Source organism: Longimycelium tulufanense, from assembly GCF_014645795.1.
GTDB lineage: Bacteria > Actinomycetota > Actinomycetes > Mycobacteriales > Pseudonocardiaceae > Longimycelium > Longimycelium tulufanense.
The window spans coordinates 48,284-68,252 of record NZ_BMMK01000018.1; the positions used below are offsets into that span (position 1 = coordinate 48,284).

Consider the following 19,969-nt stretch of genomic DNA (forward strand, 5'->3'; position numbering starts at 1 on the left):
CGGATCCAAGAAATGCTGCGGGATCAGCGGCGTTCGAGGTTGCTGATGCGGCCCTCGGCGGCGGCCAGGCGGCGGAACAGGCCCAGCACGTCCGTGGGATCCGGTGTGGTGATGTCGGGCATCACCTTCTGCGGGCCCTCGGGGGTGAGCTCGATCCGGACCGCCCGCACGATGTCGGTGATGGTGACGCCGTCGACGACGACGGTGACCTTGTCGCCGAGGTCGTAGTGGGTGAGGTACGTCTGGCCGTCCAGGTCGATGGGCTCGAGCTCCAGGCGGGTCTCGACACCGGACGTGTCGAGAGTCTCGGTGATCTCCTGGTCCAGCTCACCGGTGTCGGTGGTGTCGCGTCGATCCACAAACGTTTCGTTCCGGCCCCAGGTGGCGACGTCGGTGGAGTCCTGGCCCTCACGGATCGTGCGCGCGGTGCCCTCGCCACCCCCACCGACGTAGATGTAGGACGCCTTGGGCCCGCGGACCTCGTAGCTGAACCCGACCAAGTTGCCCAGGTCTTCGGAGAAGTGCACCGTGCCGGTCTTGTCTTCGGGCTGGTAGACGGAGAACTCGAGGTCGGTGCCGGATTGCACCACCTGGAATCCGAGGTCGCCGCCGGCCAGGGCGAGTTTCTGCAGCAGTTCGAGGAGGTTCTGCCAGCGGGCCCGGCCGGTGACCGAGCTCCCGACGGCGGGGTCGGCGGCCAGGGTCAGGCCGTCGACCTGCCGGGGTGTCAGGGCCCCGGGGCCGGCGTTGACGTCGACGTACTGGCGCAGGATCGTGCTGGCCGTGCCGGTGCGCACGTCGTAGGCGTTGGTGTTGTAGGGCGGGGAGCTGGTGGCGGGTTCGGGGTGGGCCAGGCGGCGGGCCAGCCACACCATGTCGTCCACACCGGTCAGGCGGAGCCGGTTACGGCGCAGATCCCGCACGCGGGCGCGATGGTCAACGGGTCCGGACAGGACAGTGGTCAGGGTGGAGCCGTCGTCGCGTACCACTTCGATGCCGTAGCCGGCCGTGGCGAGCTGGCTCGCCGGCGCGGTGCGCTGGTCGATGTCCAACTCCCAGGTGCCCACCGCGTTGAACCGGCGGATCAGCGTCAGGGTCTGGTAGTCCTCGACCAGGGCGACCCGGTTGCGGTCGGCGTCGCGCACGTAGATCAGCCACTCGGCCACGACGCACCCCCTCTACGCGGTGAGGTAGCGGGGCCGGAACGCCAACTTGACCGACGAGTCAGACGTGGATCCGGTCATCTCGACCCGGATCGGGTTGTCCCCGGCCAGCAGCGGCCACAGCACCGAGGAGGACGACAGGCTGCCGAACAGGTTCGTGCCGTCGCCCTTCGTCACCGTTTTCTTCCCCGGGCGGGTGTCGATCTCGGCGGTTTCGCCGGCACCCAACGTCGTCGACAGCGTGAGTGTTTTGGTTTCACCGCCGGTGAATCGCTTGAGATTGACGTTCGATCCAGGTCCGGTGATCGTCCACACCGGCCACGCCTCCACATCCCCGACGTTGTTCACCGTCGGGTCTGCGAACACCTCCGAGGACGACAAACGGATCGGGAAAAACGGGAAAAAGGTGGCGGTGGTGCCGGTGGTGTAGGTGTCGACCGTGTCGGAGGTGGCCCGCCAGTACGGATCGAACGCCCGGAACACAACCGGGGTGCGCTGCACCAACGGGCCGGACGTATCGCCGAGGATCTCGTCCAGCTCCAAGCCGCCGGCGTAGCGGCAGACGATCTCGCGCTGGTCACCACCGGGCGCGGTGACCCGGATCGTGCCGTCCCCACGCGCCGGATCCATCGCCTTGACCAGATCCCGCAACGTGGTCCGCAGCGCGGACTCGCTGCTGTCGCTGATCCACAGTGGCAGCACGAACTCGCGGGTGGCGTGCCGCACCGCCCGCAACCGCGACCCGGGCTGCTCCGGAACCCCCTCCTCCTCGAACGCGATCGGCGGGGCGAACCGGGCGCGAGTCGACCAGTTCACCTCGAGTGTGGTGGTGGCGCCATCCGGGTCGATCCAGATCACGGTCTCGGCCATCCGCCACCCCTCTCGACCCGATCCGTGGACAGCGGACAGCGGTGGCGGTCAGCCGCCGGCGAGCAGCTCCAGTCGCCGGAACTGCGTCCGCAGGTCGACCTCGTCGTTGCCGGCGTTGACCACGGTGAGATGGAAATGCTTCTCGACACGGCCGAGCTCGACACCCATGCGCCGGGCCGTCTCGGCCAACAGCGCCCGTGACCGCGGTGAGCCGTTGATCGGGATGAACGCCTCATCCCCACTCGCCCGGTCGCCGATCACCCGCAAGCTCCTCGGCGGCACGATCCGCGCGAAGTCCGCCGACATCGGACGTAGGCCGCCGTGGGAGTAGTGCTCGAGGATCCCGCCGGCCGCCATGGTGAACTGTCTGGTGCCGCGGCCGGCGCCGACACCGGGGCCGAACCCGTGACCGATACCCCTGGTGAACGTGTCGATGAGGATGGTTGCGGTGCGCTGCCGCGCGGTGTGGTTGATGGCCTCCTCGGCCTCATCCGTGAGGGCGGTGACCTCAACCCGGCCATCGGGCAGCGTGCGCACGGTCAGGCCGACCTGGTTGAGGTTCGCCATCGCCTCGGCGATCTCGGCCCGGGTGGTCACGAGCTTCTGGTCCGGTACTGCCAGCACCCGCAGGCGCAGCTCGGCGGCCGCGATCAGGGATTCGAGCATGCCGGGCTGGGTGACCGAGGTGGCGATGTCGGTGGGAATCTTCAGGTACTCGTCCGCCAATTCCTTGGCCTGGGTCTCGTTGAAGCCCATCTGCTGCATCTCGGTGAGGAACTGGGCCCGGCGAGCCGCCAGTGCCTCGGCGACCGCGGCCGTGGCTTTCTCCTGGGACTTGGTTTGCTGCAGCGTCGTGGTGCCCACGGTCACCGCGAGGGCACGATATGCCTCGCCCTGCTCGCTGAGGTTGCTGTGCAGTTCCCGGCCGGCCTGGTTGGCGAGGTTGATCGTGCCGTTGGCGTTGAACAGCACGCCCTGCCAGTCGGCGGTCTCCTTCTTCAGGCTGGCGATGGACTCCCCGATCTGGTCGAGCCCCTCCTCAAACGCTGCTTGGGCGTCCTTCAGGTCGAGCTGGACACCGAACAACCGTCGCCACGCGGTGTTCAAAGCGTCGACCTTGTCGGCAGTCGACGCGGTCTCCTTCTTGAGGGTCGTCATCGCCTTGGCGAACTCTTCGGCGCCCGGTGTGCTCTCGATCAGCGAGCGTCCGGCTCCTCCGACGGCGTCCCCGAACGCCTTCTGGTTGCTGATGGCGTCGCGGGTGTCGCCGTTGAGGGCGTTGATCTTGTCGAGGAGGTCTTGGGCGGCCTTGCCGGTCTCGTTGAGTCCCGCGGGGACGGGAATACCCTCCTTGGCACCCTTGCTGAAGGTGCGGTTGGCCTCGACCAGGTCCTCGAGCTTGGTCTTGACCTGATCGAACGCGTTGCCCTGGTCCAGGGCCGCGTCCAGGATGACGTCGGCAGTCAGCCCGAACTGCTCTCCCGCCTCGATTGCCTTGAGCGTGGCCTCTTCCTGGGCAAGCGTCCGGCGGACTGCGTCGGTGATGGCGCCACCGGACTCACGCAGCGCCGAGGCGAGATTGCGGACGATACCGGCATGCTCGGCAGCCTCGGCTGCGGCCTGTTCCTGCCGTTTGCCGAGCAGGATCAGGCCGGCGGACACGGCGGTGAGCGCGATCCCGAGGGGTCCGCCGAGCGCGCCGGTGACCAGGCCGACCTTCTGGGCCAGGCCGCCGGCGTTGGTGACGGCCTTGGTGGTGCGGTCGGACAGCGTCTGGACCGAGCTGGACACGGTGTCGACGACTCGGGCGGCGGCGCCGAGGGTGCGCCAGGCGGCCGCCACCGTCAGGATCACGCCGGCCATGGGGCCGAGGACGTCGGCGAGCGGTTCGAGAACGCTCAGCATGCCGGACAGGATCTGCAGGGCGATCCCGATCGAAGAGGAGAAGGCGGGCATTGCGCCGGAGGCGAGGTCGGCGATCAGGGTCAACAGTCGGGTGAGCACGTCGCTGACCTCGTCGCCGTGCTCGGCCCACAGTGCGGTGAGTTCGACGAGCAGGCTGGCCACCGGGGTGAGCGCGCCCTCGATGAGCTCGCCGAGGTGTTCCAGGCCGGTGCCGGCGTCGTCGGCGCCGCGGGTGAGCTCGGTGAAGAAGTCGGAGACACCGCGGCCGGTGCGGGCCATCACGGTGGACAGTCCCTGGAACACGGGGCCGGCCGCGGTCACGGCGTCGACCAGTCCGGGCATCGCGCCGCGGGCCAGGCCGGTGACGCCTTCGGTGAGCTCGGCGATCTGGGGTCCGGCGGCGGCGAACGCCTGCTGGAACTGGGGACGGAGCTCGCGGTAGGCGGTTCCGATTTCCTCGGCGGCGCCGACCAGGAATGGCGCGAGCGGGGCCGCATCCTGCATGACGCCGGTCTTGATCTCCTGGCCCAGTGCGGAGAACGACTCCTGGACGTCCTCGTTGGCCGCTGCCGCGGCCGCGCCGATGCCGAGGAACAGCAGCGGCACACCGCCGAGGGCGGCGCCCAGGGCCACGGGGGCGGCGGCCGCGGCCGCGGTCAGCCCGGCCAGGCTCTTGGCCGATCCCACCGCGATGCCGTCGAGTTTCTTACCGAGCTCGTCGGCGGACCGGCCGACCTTGCGGAACGTCGACGACGCCCGGTCGACGCCGAGAATGGTGAAGATCAGATCCTTGATGGCCACCGTGGCTCACCACCCTTCGTCACTGCTGGTCGGGTGGGGGTCGTAGGGCCTCAGCGGCGCGGCGGAAACGCTGCCAGTCGGCCCAGGTGAGTCGGCCGATCTCCCAGGGCCGGATGCCGAACAGGTGTGCGAACAGCGGTTTGTGGGCGTCTACTTCTTCTTCGAATGGGGATGTGCCGCGGCGGTGGAGGCGCCCGCGGCCCCGGTAGGGCCCGGCGGCGGCTCGCTCGCGTCGTTCTCGTCGGACTCGGCGTCGACGTCCTCCACAGCGAAGTCGACGAGTTTGAAGTTCAGGTCCTTGTAGGCGATATCCTCGCCGGCCCGCCGCCGGGCCAGCCAGAAAAAGACTTTCGTCGCTTCACCCTCGCCCATCTTGGCGGCCAAGTTCAGATCGTTCCACAGCCGGCCGACGGCCTTTTCCGCGGCGATGATCTCGTCGATGGAGACATCACCGTCCCAGGGCCAGGTGCGCTCACCGAGCCGAAATTGGATCATGTCAACTCCCCAGCCGGTCCAAGGTGTCCAGCACGACAGTGAAGGCCTTGCCGCGGATGATCGGGCCGTGCTTTTGCATGGCGCGGTCGAACCAGCCGGGCGGGGTGACCGTCTGGGTCACCCATCGATCGCCGCCGAACACCGGGTGCCTCCACCGGCCCTTGTTCATGTGCCGCGGGAGGCGCTCCTGGTCCTCGGGCATGAGCTTGCGCCGCGACCGGACCCGTACGGCGGAGGAGCGACCACTGGTGGAGGTCTGGATTTTGACGGTGCGGGCGACGCTGTCTCGCAGTCCCCGCTGGGCGAATGCGCGCTGCTTGGCGCGTTCGGTGACCTTCTTCTTGCGTGCGAGAGCAGCCTGGGCGCGGGCGAACCGGCCGCCGCCGCGCTGTGCCTTCGAGGAGGTGGCCTTGACGTTGGACTGCGCCTCGTTCACTGCCGGGCCGGCGGCCTTGCGCATCGCACGGGTCATGTCCCGTCGCAGCTGGCCGTTGCCCGCCTGTTTCAGCTCGCGGCCCAGTCGCGTGAACGCGTCGGTGCCGACAACCTTGACCCCAGCCGCCATCGCACACCCTTTCCACTACGGAGTGGTATCCGTGGTCTGGTACTCGATTTTGATACTGGTCGTACCGTCGTCGATCACCTTGTACGGCAACGGTTGCATGATGATGTCGGGGCCCGTGACGTTGGGGGTTTCCCCATCGAATCGAACGTTCGCGGTGATCTTGGTTTCGAACTTGAAGGCGTCCTCGATGGTGGCGCCTTGGAACAGCAACACCAGCGAGGCCTCGGTGCCGTTGACGAACCGGTTGTACTCGGTGAGGCCGTTAAACTCTGCCTCAAGGTTGCCGGTGATGTTCCGGAACGCGACTTCTAGCGGTTCATCACGCAGCTGGGATCCGAGGTTGTATCGGCCCTCGGCCAGGCCGTTGTTGCCTTCCACCGATGCCGAGCGCACATCCACGTTGGATCCGGCGATCGTGAGGCTTCCCTCGACGAACGTCATCATCGACATGTCGCTGGTGTAGGACGCGGTTTCCAGTGCAGTGGTGGTGTCCTCGTCCTCACCGAGAATGGTCGGGGTGAAGGTGGCGATCTCGCCGGCCGCGCACGACAGCGTCCAACTGGCGACCTTGCAGCCGTGATACGTGTGTGCCCTGACCGTGCCGCCGATGTCGGGGCGTCCTACCTGGATGGTCAGGCCGGTGGGAATGTCACCGGGTGTGAATGTGTGCAGGTAGACGGTCGGGGAATTGGTCGCGTCCGGTTGACTCGTCGCCACGGTGCCCAATGCGTGCTTGAACCACAAACCCATGGACTTGTTCAGCAGGTCCATGGTGATGTCGCCGGTCACGGTCTTCCGCGATGCGGCCCACCGAGCGCTTGGAAGGATCCGACGGCCGGGGCGAAGTGCCGGGGATTCCATGCGTTCGATCCCGAGCTTCAGCGACTCGTTACGGATCTCGTAGAACCGGGTGACCGTGACCGGGGTGCCATAGGTGGTCTCTTCGGCAATGCCGAGCTGGGCATCGAGGCCGGAGGGAATCGCCACCTCAGCCCACCTCCTTCTCGCTCTTCACGCGGGTGGGCTTGGACTGAGGGGCTTCGCGCCAGCACTTCTGGTGCAGCAGGGCGGCGCCAATGGCGTCGGGAACCTCGACTGGTTCGCCGTAGCGGGCGATCAGGCCGAGGATGGGAATCTCGACTCCGGGCCGGGCGGGGCCGTCGTAGACGACGCGCACAGCGGGTCTCCTTCGTGGACAGCACAGAGCCCCGGATCTGGTCAGATCCGGGGAGGATGCGAGTGAGGGACTAGGGCTCCAGTCGGGCGCGGATGCGCACCGTTACGTCGAATCGGGACCCGTGGTTGCTGCCGCCGAGCTGCCCACCGGTGTGGGTCCAGCCGACCATCTCCGCGGCGTAGATGTCAGTGATCGTGCGCGGGGTCTCGGCGAGCTCCTGCTGCAGCTCGGCCAGCAGCGCGACCGCCCGCAGATCGGCGGTCTCCTGGTCCTCGCCCTGTTGCTTGAGGACCTGGACGACCACCGGCACGCTGACGGTTTCATCCACTTTCTTGGTGCCGGACTTCATGATCGGGATCTCGGCGTCGGTCTCGGCGATCTCGCCGAACCAGATGTCCTCACCCGTGATCCCGGTCTCCGGGAAGGCGTAGTGCACTGTGACCCCGGATAGACCGGCACGGGCCTCCAGCTGCGTCTTCAGCTCCTGCTTGAACGACACCAGGGTGGTTCCGGTCGCCACCTCAGCCACCCCCTCCTACAGCGGCAACGGGTCCTGCAGTTCCCCGTTGAGCAACTCCCGCACCGCACGGGGCACGGAGAACGTCGGGAAGATCAACTGAGGGACATCGAACTCGCCCACGTTGCCGGTGGAGTCCTGTTGGGATCGCCACAGGTTGATCACCATCAGGGCGGCGGCCCGCTTGTATCGCTCGTCGACGCTGGCGGTGTCCGCGAATCGGCCGGCCACGTAGGTGATCTCGACGTTGTTCCGTCCTGGTGGGAAGAACGCGTCGGCGTTGTCGCTGCGCCGCCGCAGGATGTTGGACAACAGGGTGCGGTCGGCGCTGTAGCGGTCGGTCAGAAAGCCGTCGGTTGGCTTGGTGGAGTTGGTTTCCTCGGTCAGCGTGGTGGCGGTGGTGTTGTCGTACTCGGTCACGCTGGTGATCGAGGTGATCGGATGGTGCTCGAGGAAAATCAGGTGTCCGCCGCCGTCCTGGTTTTCGGCGGTGATGGTGCGCTGGACGACCGGGCCGACGAGCTCGTCCAGCCGTAGCGAGACGCCCGTGATCCAGGCCGGCAACTCCTCGTCGTGCGCGGTCGTGTTGGCCAGGTTCAATGCATCCTTGGCCTCAGCGAGGGTGAGCACGTCCAGGGTGGCCACAGCTCACCCCCTTCCTCAGCCCAGCCAGATCGAGCCCTCGGTTTCGCCGGCGGTGCGATCGACGAACACGCCCGTGGCGCACTGAATCCCCTCGCCCAGCCACACCGTGTCGTGGCTGTCGGCGGCGAGTTCGATGACCGCCACGATCATCCCGGTGTCGTCCGTGCCGTCGCGGATGATCACGGTGGCGGCCAGGGCGAGCGTCGCGCTCTCCCGGATCGACCAGCCCCGCAGGATCGTGTAACCGGTGTGGACGGTGACGTCTCCGGTACCGGTGGCCAGCTCATGGGGTGCTGCAGCCAACGGGTGCCCCTTTCCGAGGCTCCGGTGAGCCGACACGGTGCCTCCGGTCCGCCCGCCTCGTCAGCCCAACCAGATCGAGCCCTCGGTCTCGCCGGCGGTGCGATCGACGAACACGCCATCGCTGCACTGGATGCCGTCGCCCAGCCACACCGTGTCGTGCGTGTTGGCGGCCAGTTCGATGGTCGCCACGATGGGGTCGGTGGCGGCGGTGCCGTCGCGGATGATCACGGTCGCTGCCGCCGCGGTGCCGGCGCTCTCCCGGATCGACCAGCCCCGCAGGATCGTGTAACCGGTGAACACGGTGACATCGCCGGTACCGGTGGCGAGCTCGTGATGTGCTGCCGGCATGGCCTCACCACCTGCCCCGGTTGGTGCCGCCGCGGTGCTGGCGGTCCCGGCCGGCCGGCTTGGCTCGCACCGGCTCGTCCGGTTCCGGTTCGACCTCCGGTGCCGGCGGGGGTGACGGTGCCACCGGGGCCAGGGTGTCCGGCGAGTCACGGTTGACCCACTCCGCCTCCTCAGCCTCCAAGTCGACCTCGGTGTCGGGCTGCCAGGGCCCGTAGCGGCGGCCGTTGTGCTCGGCCCGGTAGGCGTGCTGGACGGTGTAGCGGGGCATGACTAGATCCCCTCCAGTGCCAGGATCACCCACACCGTGACCGCCAGGTCCGAGCTGGTGCCATCCCAGCTGGAGTTGGTGGTGATCTCCGCACCGATCTTGTCGTCCTTGGCGAACGGGATCGTGCCGCGCAACACGGTCGCGGACTTGGCGGTCTCGGTGGTGATGGCCAGCGCCAGATCGGTCTTCTCGGTGCCGCCGATCGTGGGCCCGATGTCGAGCTGGCCGGCCGTGGCCGCGGCCGTCAGATGCGCCGAGATCGCGATAATTTCGCCCTCAAAAGGCATCACGTAGGCGTCGTTCGCCGGGTAGTCGAACGTGGCGTCCGACGTTCCCGCCGAGAACACCATGTTCATGATCTCGAGCTGCACATCGGTTTGCGATGCGGCGACCTGGTCCTGGGTGAACAGCAGCGGCACCATCTGCCCCTTGCTGATCATCCGCTCGATTTGCGTGGGGCGGGACACGATGTCTCCTCCAAGCAGTGCCGGCCGGGCGAAGCATCACCCGGCCGGCGTCTGATCAGCAATTCACAGGGAAATGTTGCGCAGCGTGGCGGCGGCCTCGATCCCGGACGCCGCACCAGTCGGCGTAAATCGCCCGAAACCCATCCGCAAGGAATACACGATGCGGGTCTGGTCGGTGGCCGGGAGCCGCTCGGTTTCCACCCGCACCCGCCGTCGCCACCCGACCTTGAACGCGCGCCGGTTGAAAGCGATCACCTGGCCCTTGGTGTTGTTGGCGGCCGTGTTCGACACCTTGCCGTCGTCTTCGGTCTTGGACACCGCGATGGAGGGGATGTGCGGGTGACCCTGGATCCGGGCCAGTTCCCCGTTGAGGACGGTGGCCGCGGGGCCGTACTTGTCGACGGTGAGCACCTCGTCCAGAAGCGCGATCTTGTCCGCGGTCTCCGGATCCGACACGTACACCAGGTCGTTCATGTCGGTGGGGTGGCCCCAGTCGACCTTGCGCGTGGTGTCAATCATTTTGCCGCGCAGGTCGTTGAGCAGGCTCAACGTCACCGCGCCGGCCGCATTGACGTCGTTACCGGTGTTGTCCACCAGGGCAGCGTGCCGAATGCCATCAAAGGCGAGGTAATGCTTGGTATCGGCCGGGTCGGCATCGTCCAAATTAATGTTACCGGTGCCGGCATTGGTGGTGTCGCCATTCAGCACCAACGAATCGGAATGGAACCCGATGGACAGCCCGGCCTGACGGCGCAGGAACGGGATGAACGGGATAATGGAATCCTCTTCCATCTCACCCGACCACATCTGGTGGATCACGAATTTCTTGGCATCCACCTGAACGCGCTCGCTGCCAGTCTTGACGGTGGCGTAGTTGCTCGAGTTGTTCGCCGTCGACTCCGACACGAACAGCATCTCCGGGAAATCAACCTCAACCGGAAGGAACGCGGTCGGGTCGGTCATCTCGAACGTGTCGATCAGTCCGAAAACCCGCGACTCGCGGCGGGCGGCCTCCCACAGCTCCCCCACGTACTGGTTGCCGATCAGTTCCTTGCCGAACCCGGTCTCGGCGGTGTCCATGGCTCGGATCGCGGACTGATAGGCGCCGGTGAGCTCGTATTTGCCTTCGCGGGCCAGCGCGCGGTCGCCGCCGCGGAACCACCGCAGCGGGATCCGCGGGAACATGTCATCGATCGCCTTGCGGTCGATCTCCCGCACCTTCTCGGCCGGCAGGTAGCAGGCGTTCGAGATCGCCTCGAACGTGCGGGTCAGCTCCTCCGACGGTCCCTCGTACACCCCGCCGGAGACCTTGCGCTGACCGCGCAAGCTCTCCTGCATTTCAAACAGGAATTCGATGTCAGATAGGGATAGACCCCAGCGGGCGTACTTGGTGCCCACCAACGTCCGGTCCGGCGTGGCCGGGCCGAACTTCAGCTTGCGGACGAACTCCGGGTCGGACTCGACGATCTGGGACAGGTTGGTACGCACGAGTTCGGCGAGCCGGGTGTCCGAGATGGATTCGGACAGCTTCTCGTCCAGGGCGGACATGCGCTGCCGGACTTCGCTTGCCAGCGTGTCCAGAGTGATCTGCTCACTCATCGGCTGTGCTCCTCGAGATGGAAGGCTGCGAGGAGGTCCTGCGCAGCGCTGCTTTCGATACGGGTGGGGACATCGGTGAGGGACTGGGTGCCCGCGGAGGCGTCCAGCTCAACCACGGTCGTGTCATGGGAAGCGACCGCGTCACGCTTCTGGTCCGCCGGGACGGGCCCACGTTCCGCGATTGCCCGAAACTCCCGGGCGATGGCTACGCCCATCAACAACGGATCAGCAGATGCGGCCAGCTCGTGAGCAACCTTGACGGTGACCCACCGGCCCATCGGCTCGTCGACGATGTCGACGATCCCGGGTAGGACGTCGAGTTCGGTCAGGCCGTCGAGCTCGGGGGCCTCGAGGAGCCGTGCCAGGGTGGCGGTGCGTCCGGACTCGACCACCGCCGCAGCGTCCATCGGCACCGAGACCGCGGAGAGCTCGAGGAGTTCCCACTCCTCGGCCACACCCCCGCCCCAGTAGGAGCCCTTGCCGCCTTCCCACTTGGTGACGTCGAACCCGATGGACGCTGCGTTCATCCAGCCGTCGCGGTACTTCTTCTCGATCCGCCGCGCGAAGTCGTCGTCTTGGTCGAACTCGACGTCGATGAGCAGCCGCGGACCGTCGACCTCCACGCCGGTGGCACGGCCGATCGGCAGGTCGTCGCGGGAGAAGTAGCGATGCCCGTAGAGGAACACCGGATTGGCCCGGTACCGGTCGAGCTGAGCGCCGGTCATCCGCAGGTCGATGTTGTCTCCCTTGCGGCCCTCGGTGGCGGCGACGAACCGGATCGGGCCTGCGCCGGCGCGGGTGGCCTCCCGGTCGACGTAGCCACGGGTGTAGGCGAGGGTCATCGCAGACTCCAGAAGGGAAGATCCAACGCGGACAGCAGAGCCCGCGCCTCGTCGTCGCCGTTGGTCGGTGGCGGAGGTCCGCCAGTCGGCAGCGCGGTGGGCGAGGTGTCGCCCTGCGGCTGGCTGCCGGCGGACGTGACCGCGGCCTTGTTGACCGGCGCCCACCACACGTCCCCCCAGTCGACCGGGGGCATGCCGTGCTTCTTGCGCCACTCGTTGACCGTCAGCGCACCGACCTCGATGGCCTGACGTTCCCGGTCCCACGCCTCGGACTGGGACTCCTGCAGTGCGGCGATGCGGGAGAAGTCGAACGCGACGTGGTCGGGTGTGGAACGGCCGCGGCGCCCGAACATCGGCAGGAACTGCTCCTCGAGTTCCTGCGCACGCAGCGTCAGGTCCGGCACCAACGAGTGTTCCCACAGGGCCTTTTGGAACTCGCGCAGGTTGGCCAGGGTGGCGTGCTCGAGATCGTTGAGCAGCGGCGCCGGGACGCCGAAGGCGTTGGCCACCTGGCGCAGCGTCAGCCCGAGACCGTTGATGAACTCGGCATCCTTGGGGGTGATGTTGACCGGCTTGAACTGCGCTTCGTAGCGCATCACGGCCCATCGGTGTGCCTTGTCGGCGCCGGCGAACCGCTTCTGCAACCGCTCCTCGAGCTCGCGGGCTTGTTCCGAGGTGAACTGAACGTTGGCGGGCGGAACGACCATGCCGGCGATCTGCAATCCCTGGCTGTGCAGGTTGCGGTTGGCCTTCATCATCGCCGACGCGGTATCCGCCGCGAGCCGTGCGGCCGCGATCGGGCTGAGCGCCGAAAACTCGTCGAGCGGGTTGGGGTAGCGCTGCCACACGATTTCATCCGGGCGGAACGAAATAACCTGGCGTGTTCCGTCCGTTCCCACGACGTTCGACTCATACAGGAAACCGGCGAGGTAGTTGTTCTCGTTCGGTACCGGCTTGACTCGGCTCGGCTTGAGCCACCAGATCTCTTGTGGCTCACCGCGGAACTTCTCGACGGCCCAGACGGTCTCGCCCCACACGTCCATGCACAGCGAGTCCATGCGTGCCAACCTGGCCTGTGTCCAGAATGGGTTGACGAACCGCAGCAACTTCGCCGCGGCCGAGTCGGGCAGCTCCCGTTTGTCCTCGTCGCGGCCCCGATACACCCGCAGCGGCACACTGGAGGCCAGCTTCGCCCGCAGCGACGCGGCGGCGAACACCTCGTTGCTGGTGACGATGTAGTCGCCGTAGTTCTCCGGGCTGAACAGCTCGTCGTCGTGGCCGTGCGCCTTCTCGAATGGCTCGACCACGGCCGGGCCGACCGGCCACGACCGGCGCCGATCCTGTACCGCCCGCATACGCTCCAGCAGTCCCATCACGGCCCCTCGTCCCTGCGGCCGGATGCCTGCTCCCAGCCGACGACGGCTGCGGACCACATCCACGCGGCCACCACCCACACGACCCGATAGGACAGACACGCGAGTAGGCCGGCGAGGAAGAACGGGACGGCCAGGAGCGTCAACAGCAGACGGGCAGGCCGGAACTCGGCGGCCTTGGCTTGGATGCGGTCCGCGGTCGCGACGATCGACGCCATGCCGCCCCCTTTCCTCACGCCATGAGCGATCCCTCGAGCACGACTTGGTCCTCGATGTGCGCCCGGGTGGTGTGCCCCCAGGCGGCCAGCGTCACCGCCACCAGGGGCGAGATGTCCACCGACAGGCCCCGGCGGGCCCACGCCCAGGCATCGCCCAGGGGGCGCCGTTGCGCGCCGGCAATCGCGGCGTTGAGCACCGGCTGATCCAGGTGTCGCAGCGTCGTGCCGTTCCGGTCGGTGATCGCGTCATAGATCTGGCCACACGCTTGGGCCACGTCCCGGGCGGTCGTGAGTGTCACGTCCACGCCCTTCGCCTCGATCGGGGCGATCAGGGAGCCTGCGGGTCCGCCGGCGTCGATCACGACCGCGCACGGGTGCCAGCGGTCGCGGAGCTCGACCACCCGGTCGATCGCCCAGCCGGTTCCGGCCCGGTGGTCGACGATCTCCACGTGCAGCAGTCCGTCCTCGCGACGGCCGGCGGCGGCGATGGAGGTGAACGCCCGTTCCGGTGTGGTGTCCACAGCGAACGCGATCGGGTCGACCAGACGGGAGCGGGGATCAGCCAGCGCCGTCCACAGTTCGGTGTCGATTGCGCCGCCGCCGACCCGCGGCTTGGGCCAGATGCCCAAGATTTCACGGGCGAACTCGACATCTCCCATGGATCTGCGTAGCCGCAGGATCGTCTCTTCGGTGATGCGGATGCCCAACGCCGGGTTGCTCGCCGCCCACAGTGACCGATCGTCCAGGTCGATGTCGGTGAGGTTGTCCAGATCCCCGGCGATGCCCCAGTCTCGCCAGCCCAGCGAGTCGTCCCCGCCGGCCTCGCCGCGGGCCCGCAAGCTGTAGAGGACGTCGCCGCTGTCGTTGTCCAGCGGTGGCGTGCTGGTGTAGATGATCTGCGGGTTGGGCCTGGCGTTCATGGTCGGCATGAGCGCCGCGTGCTGGACACCGGTGTAGGCGAACGTCTCGTCGATGAGGTTCAGGTCACCGGAGAAGCCCCGGCCGCTGGACTTGCTGCGGGCGATGAACTTCAACCGCTGGCCCGTGTCGAGACGCTCGACGCTCTCCTCACCGTTGGTGTTGATGACCTTGAGAAGGATGCCGCCGACATCGATGAGGTTGTCGGTGATCGGCGTGCCCAACCGGCGAAGCAGTGTCAGGACACGGCGGAAGCTCTCCATCGCGGTCTTGTATTCGTGGGCCGACCACATGATCAGCTGCTCACCGAGGAGCAGTAGCCCGGCCAACGCCCTGCCTTCGAGGATGCAGCCCTTTCCGTTCTGGCGGCTGACCATCTCGCCGTACTCGAAACAGGCCCACTTGCCGTCCTCGCGCACACCGAGCAGCCGGTCAAGTGCACGTTCTTGCCAGAAGTCCGGGGGCTGTCCGGCCCGTCGCAGCAACTCGGCCGCCTCCGGGCCGTAGGTGTGCACCGCCGGCGGGCCCAGCTCAACCCGCGGGTGACGCGCGCCGCGCAGCGATCCGGGCGGTGAGGTCGGCAAGACCACCCACCTCCCCCTGGACGGCCGGAGACGACCTGGTCGAACGGGTGGTCGCGGCGCGCAGCTCGGCGACAAGCTGTTTCAGCACCGCGGCCTGTTGGCGGGCCTCGGCCAGCGCCCGGTCAACGACGACCGTCACGGGCCCGCCGTCCTCGCCCGCGTTCTCCAGCTGCAGCCAGTCCCGGCCATCCAGCTGGGCATGCAACCGGTCGAGCCGGTCGGCGATCCGGCACGCCTCCCGCAGCAGCGTGGCCTGCAGCGGCGGGAGCTCGCCGGCGGCGGTGACCTCATCCCACAGTCGGCGGCCGCGGGCGCCGAGCTCATCACGTACTGGCTCCGGTCGAGGCGGTGCCGGAGGTGTTGGCGGGGCTGTGGAATCTCGCCGGGCGTATGGGCAGCGCTGCGGCCGGCACAGTGAGTGGTCGCCGCGCTGGTGCCGTCGGAAGCGCTGTGCGCGGAGGGTCGACGAATCAGCCATCGGAGGCCCCTAACCGATGAGGGCAAGCTGCTGGGATCCGCCGGTGCCCTTGCGGCTGTTGCAGCCGAAGTGCGCGAGCTGGACGTTTGCCCTGGTGTCATCACCACCCGCGGCCAGCGGAACGACGTGGTCAATCGTGGGCGACAAGGGATGCGGTGCCTTGTACGAAAGTCGGACCTTCCGCCCGCAGAGGCCGCACCTGCTGTTGTCTCGGACGACGATTTCGGCCAACGTGTACGGCTCCGACCCGACACGCCGTTTCAGGGCCCTGCGACGCCGGTTTGCTTGCTGCCATCGCTCCCGCTGCTGAGCATGGCGCGCTTCGATGGCCTCGGGAGCCGGCGGCGGAGCTGATGCAAGACTCAGCTTCCGACCGCATGACGGTGAGCAGGTCCTTACCGTCTGCTTGCTCGGGAAATACAGCGTTCCGCACCATTCGCATACCCGCGGCGGACGCCACTTCCGTACTCCGAAGGATTCACGCCGTTGTCGCCGACAGAGTCGGCACATTCGTTGACCAGCAGGAAGCGAGCCGTTCGTGGAGTACAGCAGACGCCCACAGCACGAACAGGGAGTGTCTGGCTTCTTGCCCACGCAGACACCTCCGCCTTCCGGGGTGCAACGTCGGCAGCGCGCAGCGTTATGCCCCTGACCTGCGGAAATGGTCTGGAATCGCTGCGGCGGCGCGGGGGGATAAAGGTGACCTCGGCGCGTGGTCACCAAGCCCCAGGTCAGCGTGATTTTCAGGGGGTTACCCGGTCCCGGGGGCCCGGCGCGGTCACCACCGGCGAGACGTGCGCGAACGGGTGACATCCGGTCGGTTGCCGCGCCGGGAGTTGCACCCGTAGTGAGCGGGCCGCAGGTTCGACAGGTCGACCTCCGGCCCTCCTCGGGACAAGGGCGCTACGTGGTCGGTGCTCTTGGACCATCGTGTCCGCGGTGGGGCGGTGTAGTCGATGGGGTGACCACAGATCCAGCACACCCCCGACTCGGCGTGCACCGCGGCTGTGGCCTGGCGCCAGCGGTGACCGGAACGGCCGGGGCTGCGGGGCATAGCTGTCACCTTCCCGCAAGGTCTGACGACGGCGACGCGGCAGTTCCCTAACGGGCCTCCACCTGGGTCGACATCGGTCCACCGTGTGTCGCCGCCGCCACGGACCTCACGGCACCCCGCATCTCGGACCAACCCAGGGAGCGACCCTGTGGTTTCCCGAGATCGGGCCGGGGGCGGGATTTGAACCCGCGGCCTCCTGTGCACCGGCGCGCTGCCCGACTGCGCTACCCCGGCGGTTTGCTAGCGGCCAGACTCTAGTGGGTCAGTGCTGCCGTGTCTTCCGGGTATGGCTAGGCCCCGCACCCTGGGGGTTGGTGCGGGGCCTAGCTCGTGATCGCCGCTGACTCTACTGGCCAGGTAATCACACGGTACGTTCGGTGCTGGTCAGTGGGCAAGCGCGACTACGCCGGCATGTCGTTGCGACGGTGGCGATAGGACGCGAGCGCCTCACGTCGGCTCCAGGCTGGACGGGATTTGTCGCCGTGCCGTGTCCATCCATCCTCAGCCGCCCAGCGACGTAGTGTCCCGACAGGAACACCGAGTTGGACCGAGAGCTCGTCATAAGCGGCGGTGGTGTCGCCAGGGTTTCCCAGCGCGGCACCGAGCTCATCCCAGTGCGCTCGCTCCCAACTGGCTCCGCAGACCCGACAACGGATCCGCTCGGCGTCCGGCCGCACGCGCAGCGGCGCACCACAGACCGAGCCGTCCTGGTCCGGCGACGGAGCAGGACAAGATCCGATGGGAACAGAGCCCGGCCGAGGGCGCAGTTGGTCATCGAGGGCGTGCTGCAGCTCGCGGAGCTCCCGGTACATCTCATCGATCCACGGCTGCTGACGGAGCCAGCTCAGCAGGCCGAGGAGCCACCGGACGTCGCCGGCCACGGTCGGTGGCTGCGGCGCGGCGTTGCCACTCTCCTCGGCGGCCGCGCGGATCCAGGAGTCGAGGACGGCGGGAACGGAGTAGGCGCCGCATCCGTCCTGGGCGGACCGGATGTCGGTCATGGCGACCACGGTGAGCTGGATGGGGACGGATGGTCCGGGGCCGGTGCGTCGTCCGCTGGTGGCCCCGGACCGTTCGGGTATGAGCTGCTCGTCCTGGTCGAGGAGAGCGTAGTCGTCGACGATCCGCCGCAGCAGATCACGCACACGTAGACCGCATGGCCGGCAGGTCAGGTAGCCGTTCTCGGCCGGATAGGGCAGGCCGTCCGGGTCCTCCGGGTCGCGGCAGCCCAGGACACAGCGGATCATGCCGACAGTCTGCGCCTACCGGCCACGAGACGGCGAGGGCCAGTCAGAACGGATGGTCGGCGCACTCGCAGAACCGGCCGGGCACGCCCGGTTCGCCGGGTCGCCACACAGGACGCGCCGTGCACTTCGCGCAGATGAGGATGCAGTCGGTGAGGTTCATCATGCCTCCGTGCTGTCGTGACGGCGCAGTCCTACGGCGTTGCCCAACGGAGCATGGTGCCGCAGACGTTGAGGATGGCGGCCACGTTGTTCGACCACTGCTGGTCGCTGTCGACGGACTCGATAAGAGCGCTGAACTGTTCCTGGTCATCGAGGTAGCGGGCGAAGACGAGTCGTCCCGCCCAGCACACGGCCGGGTCGACGTGTTCGGCCTCGACGATGCGGCCGGAGACGGCGTCCATGAAGCCAAGTCGCCCAAGTGCAGGCGCGCGTTCTGGGCCCGGCGTGTGCTTGAGCATGGTGTCGATCCAGGCGATCAGGAGATCGGGGATGACCTCGGCGCCGTAGGTGTCGGCGATGCGCTGCAGGTGTTGGCGGGCGTCGTGCCAGCGTTCGTCGCGGGCGGCCAGCAGGGCGTCGGCCGCCAGGGGGTACCACGGGGGCGTGGTGTCGTGGGTGGTGTCAGCCACGAATAGCCTCCGGGAGATCGTGCGGGACGTTGATGATGCGGCGTACGCGTTCCACGACGTCGTTGCCTCGATTCCAGGCGCGCTCGCAGTGGTTGTCGAATGCCTGTTGGGAGACCCAGGTGTCTCCGTTGGGTGTGTCCAGCAGGTAGAAGGTGCCGGTGCGGCATTCGCCGGCCCAGGCACACCATGCTCCGGTTCCGTCGAGGGCGACGAGCAGGGGCGGGGTGTCGTGGGTATCGGTGGGATTCACAGGAGCCTCCAGGAGCAGCGGGTCTTTTCTGGTGGGTCAGGCTGGTGAACGTTCTGGTGCCGTGCTGGCGGCTGGCGGTCTGGCGGGATCGCCAGCGCGGCCGCCAGTGGGCGCCAGGAGGGCGAAACCGCTGATGACCATGAGGCCGTCGACCACCAGGGGGCCGACGCTGGCGGCGAGGACGCTGTAGCCCCAGGCCGCCAGGAGATCGTGGATGTGGCCGTAGGAGATGACGGCGGATCCAAGGGCGACGATGCCGACGCCGCCGTAGCGGGCGAGGATCCAGGCCCAGCCGCGTGGCCAGCGGACGCGCGCGAGAACCTCGACGGACAGCAGCAGGGCGGTGGGCCAGACCGCGGCGCCGATTTGGGCGGCGAGGGTGGGTGTCCAGTCCGCGTTGGCGCTAGGTGGTGGGAGCCAGGCCGCCAGGACGTTGGCGGCGATGCTGACGAGGCTGCCGAAGATGAAGCCTGTCCAGGCCACCAGCCGGCCGCCGGTGGGTGCGGTGGTGGGCTGGTGTTCGCCGGGATCGCTGGTGCTGGTGGTCGGGCTCGGCGGGGCTGGCGGCTCGTGGCTGGCTGGGTTGTCGGGCTGGCGGGATGGCGGTGGGTCGTTGGCGCCCGTGTTGTCGGCAGCAGCGGGGCCGGTTGCCGGTTCTGGTGGCGGTGGGTCGCCAGGTTCACCAGTCCCCGGTTCTGGTGGCGGTGCGGTGGTGGTGTTGGTGGCCGGCTGGCGACTGGCTGGTGCCAGGGTGCGGCGCGCGGTGGCGGTGGTGTTCTCCAGGCGGTCGAGGATCTGGCGGATCTGGTGTTCGGTGGCGCCGGTCTCCTTGCGGAGGGTGGGCCGTCCTGGCGGTCGCCTACCGGCGCGGCGCGCGTCCTCGAGCAGCTGGCGGATCCGGTGTTCCAGGTCGACGCCGTTGGTGGCGGTGGTGGTCACTGGTGGCGACCCCTCCAGGCGATGAGGGCGAACAGTGCGAGGTCGACGAGGGCGGCTACGAGGTGGCCGACGCGGTCGCGGTCGCTGTGGGCGAGGAGGGCGAGGGCTAGGTGGCCGAGCATCAGGCCGAGGAAGGCGCCGGCGGTGATCTGGCGGAGTGTGGTCATGTGGTGTTTCGGCGGCGGTTGGCGGCAGTTCTGCAGTGCGGCGTTGATGTCGTCGAGTGGTGGGACAGGCATCGGGTGTCCTCAGGGGCGGTGTGGGTCATTGGTCGTCGGGCGCCTGCTGGGTGGTGTTGCAGCTCAGGGCGGTGG

Annotated in this window: 26 protein-coding genes and 1 tRNA gene; all 27 read right to left on the minus strand. The window is 67.9% G+C overall.

Annotation, left to right across the window (positions count from 1 at the left end):
- Positions 1-23 precede the first annotated feature (23 nt).
- Positions 24-1,166 carry a Gp37-like protein gene (locus IEY55_RS18555; protein WP_189059566.1) on the minus strand — a complete coding sequence of 381 codons (1,143 nt, stop codon included), beginning with the start codon at positions 1,164-1,166 and terminating at the stop codon, positions 24-26.
- A gap of 12 nt (positions 1,167-1,178) precedes the next feature.
- A complete protein-coding gene (locus tag IEY55_RS18560; protein WP_189059568.1) occupies positions 1,179-2,033 on the minus strand; it encodes a phage distal tail protein in 855 nt (284 codons plus the stop codon).
- A gap of 48 nt (positions 2,034-2,081) precedes the next feature.
- A complete protein-coding gene (locus IEY55_RS18565; protein WP_189059570.1) occupies positions 2,082-4,739 on the minus strand; it encodes a hypothetical protein in 2,658 nt (885 codons plus the stop codon).
- Positions 4,740-4,889: 150 nt separating this feature from the next.
- Positions 4,890-5,234, minus strand: a complete 345-nt coding sequence (locus IEY55_RS18570; RefSeq protein WP_189059572.1) for a hypothetical protein — start codon at positions 5,232-5,234, stop codon at positions 4,890-4,892.
- A gap of 1 nt (position 5,235) precedes the next feature.
- The gene (locus IEY55_RS18575; RefSeq protein ID WP_189059574.1) at positions 5,236-5,799 is read right to left on the minus strand and encodes a hypothetical protein; all 564 of its coding nucleotides are present in this window, start codon (positions 5,797-5,799) and stop codon (positions 5,236-5,238) included.
- Between the two features lie 15 nt (positions 5,800-5,814).
- Positions 5,815-6,786 carry a phage tail tube protein gene (locus tag IEY55_RS18580; protein WP_189059576.1) on the minus strand — a complete coding sequence of 324 codons (972 nt, stop codon included), beginning with the start codon at positions 6,784-6,786 and terminating at the stop codon, positions 5,815-5,817.
- Position 6,787: 1 nt separating this feature from the next.
- On the minus strand, positions 6,788-6,976 hold the full coding sequence (locus tag IEY55_RS18585; RefSeq protein WP_189059577.1) for a hypothetical protein: 189 nt from the start codon (positions 6,974-6,976) through the stop codon (positions 6,788-6,790).
- Positions 6,977-7,046: 70 nt separating this feature from the next.
- Positions 7,047-7,496 (minus strand): hypothetical protein, encoded by a 450-nt coding sequence (locus tag IEY55_RS18590; RefSeq protein ID WP_189059579.1) that lies wholly within the window; start codon positions 7,494-7,496, stop codon positions 7,047-7,049.
- Positions 7,497-7,511: 15 nt separating this feature from the next.
- A complete protein-coding gene (locus IEY55_RS18595) occupies positions 7,512-8,138 on the minus strand; it encodes a hypothetical protein (protein ID WP_189059581.1) in 627 nt (208 codons plus the stop codon).
- A 15-nt stretch (positions 8,139-8,153) separates the two neighbouring features.
- Positions 8,154-8,441 carry a hypothetical protein gene (locus IEY55_RS18600; RefSeq protein ID WP_189059583.1) on the minus strand — a complete coding sequence of 96 codons (288 nt, stop codon included), beginning with the start codon at positions 8,439-8,441 and terminating at the stop codon, positions 8,154-8,156.
- Positions 8,442-8,501: 60 nt separating this feature from the next.
- Complete coding sequence (locus IEY55_RS18605; protein ID WP_189059585.1) at positions 8,502-8,789, minus strand: hypothetical protein; 288 nt, start codon at positions 8,787-8,789, stop codon at positions 8,502-8,504.
- A gap of 4 nt (positions 8,790-8,793) precedes the next feature.
- Positions 8,794-9,057 carry a hypothetical protein gene (locus tag IEY55_RS18610; protein ID WP_189059587.1) on the minus strand — a complete coding sequence of 88 codons (264 nt, stop codon included), beginning with the start codon at positions 9,055-9,057 and terminating at the stop codon, positions 8,794-8,796.
- Positions 9,058-9,059: 2 nt separating this feature from the next.
- The gene (locus tag IEY55_RS18615; protein WP_189059589.1) at positions 9,060-9,524 is read right to left on the minus strand and encodes a hypothetical protein; all 465 of its coding nucleotides are present in this window, start codon (positions 9,522-9,524) and stop codon (positions 9,060-9,062) included.
- A 63-nt stretch (positions 9,525-9,587) separates the two neighbouring features.
- Positions 9,588-10,922 (minus strand): major capsid protein, encoded by a 1,335-nt coding sequence (locus IEY55_RS18620; RefSeq protein WP_189059591.1) that lies wholly within the window; start codon positions 10,920-10,922, stop codon positions 9,588-9,590.
- A gap of 197 nt (positions 10,923-11,119) precedes the next feature.
- Positions 11,120-11,965 (minus strand): HK97 family phage prohead protease, encoded by an 846-nt coding sequence (locus tag IEY55_RS18625; protein WP_189059593.1) that lies wholly within the window; start codon positions 11,963-11,965, stop codon positions 11,120-11,122.
- Positions 11,962-13,338 (minus strand): phage portal protein, encoded by a 1,377-nt coding sequence (locus IEY55_RS18630; RefSeq protein ID WP_189059595.1) that lies wholly within the window; start codon positions 13,336-13,338, stop codon positions 11,962-11,964. Before IEY55_RS18630 ends, IEY55_RS18625 begins: the two co-directional genes overlap by 4 nt.
- Positions 13,338-13,556 (minus strand): hypothetical protein, encoded by a 219-nt coding sequence (locus IEY55_RS18635; protein ID WP_189059597.1) that lies wholly within the window; start codon positions 13,554-13,556, stop codon positions 13,338-13,340. Before IEY55_RS18635 ends, IEY55_RS18630 begins: the two co-directional genes overlap by 1 nt.
- Before the next feature lie 14 nt (positions 13,557-13,570).
- Positions 13,571-15,058, minus strand: a complete 1,488-nt coding sequence (locus tag IEY55_RS18640; RefSeq protein WP_189059599.1) for a terminase large subunit domain-containing protein — start codon at positions 15,056-15,058, stop codon at positions 13,571-13,573.
- On the minus strand, positions 15,006-15,536 hold the full coding sequence (locus IEY55_RS32130; protein WP_229686523.1) for a hypothetical protein: 531 nt from the start codon (positions 15,534-15,536) through the stop codon (positions 15,006-15,008). The genes IEY55_RS18640 and IEY55_RS32130 overlap by 53 nt, the downstream gene beginning before the upstream one ends.
- A gap of 9 nt (positions 15,537-15,545) precedes the next feature.
- Positions 15,546-16,349 carry an HNH endonuclease gene (locus tag IEY55_RS32815; protein WP_308424770.1) on the minus strand — a complete coding sequence of 268 codons (804 nt, stop codon included), beginning with the start codon at positions 16,347-16,349 and terminating at the stop codon, positions 15,546-15,548.
- Positions 16,315-16,590 (minus strand): HNH endonuclease, encoded by a 276-nt coding sequence (locus IEY55_RS18655; protein ID WP_189059602.1) that lies wholly within the window; start codon positions 16,588-16,590, stop codon positions 16,315-16,317. Before IEY55_RS18655 ends, IEY55_RS32815 begins: the two co-directional genes overlap by 35 nt.
- A gap of 165 nt (positions 16,591-16,755) precedes the next feature.
- Positions 16,756-16,824: transfer RNA gene (locus IEY55_RS18660), tRNA-OTHER, on the minus strand.
- A 167-nt stretch (positions 16,825-16,991) separates the two neighbouring features.
- The gene (locus IEY55_RS18665) at positions 16,992-17,837 is read right to left on the minus strand and encodes a hypothetical protein (protein WP_189059604.1); all 846 of its coding nucleotides are present in this window, start codon (positions 17,835-17,837) and stop codon (positions 16,992-16,994) included.
- Between the two features lie 191 nt (positions 17,838-18,028).
- On the minus strand, positions 18,029-18,466 hold the full coding sequence (locus tag IEY55_RS18670) for a hypothetical protein (RefSeq protein ID WP_189059606.1): 438 nt from the start codon (positions 18,464-18,466) through the stop codon (positions 18,029-18,031).
- The gene (locus IEY55_RS18675) at positions 18,459-18,716 is read right to left on the minus strand and encodes a hypothetical protein (RefSeq protein ID WP_189059608.1); all 258 of its coding nucleotides are present in this window, start codon (positions 18,714-18,716) and stop codon (positions 18,459-18,461) included. Before IEY55_RS18675 ends, IEY55_RS18670 begins: the two co-directional genes overlap by 8 nt.
- Positions 18,717-18,752: 36 nt before the next feature.
- Complete coding sequence (locus IEY55_RS18680; protein WP_189059610.1) at positions 18,753-19,655, minus strand: DUF2637 domain-containing protein; 903 nt, start codon at positions 19,653-19,655, stop codon at positions 18,753-18,755.
- Positions 19,652-19,894 (minus strand): hypothetical protein, encoded by a 243-nt coding sequence (locus tag IEY55_RS18685; protein ID WP_189059612.1) that lies wholly within the window; start codon positions 19,892-19,894, stop codon positions 19,652-19,654. The genes IEY55_RS18680 and IEY55_RS18685 overlap by 4 nt, the downstream gene beginning before the upstream one ends.
- Positions 19,895-19,969 lie beyond the last annotated feature (75 nt).

What these genes read in the sequence shown, in the direction of transcription:
- IEY55_RS18560 (WP_189059568.1), bottom strand. Translation starts at nt 2,033, where the DNA reads ATGGCCGAGACCGTGATCTGGATCGACCCGGATGGCGCCACCACCACA.
- IEY55_RS18635 (WP_189059597.1), bottom strand. Translation starts at nt 13,556, where the DNA reads ATGGCGTCGATCGTCGCGACCGCGGACCGCATCCAAGCCAAGGCCGCC.
- IEY55_RS18610 (WP_189059587.1), bottom strand. Translation starts at nt 9,057, where the DNA reads ATGCCCCGCTACACCGTCCAGCACGCCTACCGGGCCGAGCACAACGGC.
- IEY55_RS32130 (WP_229686523.1), bottom strand. Translation starts at nt 15,536, where the DNA reads ATGGCTGATTCGTCGACCCTCCGCGCACAGCGCTTCCGACGGCACCAG.
- IEY55_RS18625 (WP_189059593.1), bottom strand. Translation starts at nt 11,965, where the DNA reads ATGACCCTCGCCTACACCCGTGGCTACGTCGACCGGGAGGCCACCCGC.
- IEY55_RS18570 (WP_189059572.1), bottom strand. Translation starts at nt 5,234, where the DNA reads ATGATCCAATTTCGGCTCGGTGAGCGCACCTGGCCCTGGGACGGTGAT.
- IEY55_RS18605 (WP_189059585.1), bottom strand. Translation starts at nt 8,789, where the DNA reads ATGCCGGCAGCACATCACGAGCTCGCCACCGGTACCGGCGATGTCACC.
- IEY55_RS18685 (WP_189059612.1), bottom strand. Translation starts at nt 19,894, where the DNA reads ATGCCTGTCCCACCACTCGACGACATCAACGCCGCACTGCAGAACTGC.
- IEY55_RS18655 (WP_189059602.1), bottom strand. Translation starts at nt 16,590, where the DNA reads ATGCCCCGCAGCCCCGGCCGTTCCGGTCACCGCTGGCGCCAGGCCACA.
- IEY55_RS18665 (WP_189059604.1), bottom strand. Translation starts at nt 17,837, where the DNA reads ATGATCCGCTGTGTCCTGGGCTGCCGCGACCCGGAGGACCCGGACGGC.
- IEY55_RS18575 (WP_189059574.1), bottom strand. Translation starts at nt 5,799, where the DNA reads ATGGCGGCTGGGGTCAAGGTTGTCGGCACCGACGCGTTCACGCGACTG.
- IEY55_RS32815 (WP_308424770.1), bottom strand. Translation starts at nt 16,349, where the DNA reads ATGTCACCCGTTCGCGCACGTCTCGCCGGTGGTGACCGCGCCGGGCCC.
- IEY55_RS18630 (WP_189059595.1), bottom strand. Translation starts at nt 13,338, where the DNA reads ATGGGACTGCTGGAGCGTATGCGGGCGGTACAGGATCGGCGCCGGTCG.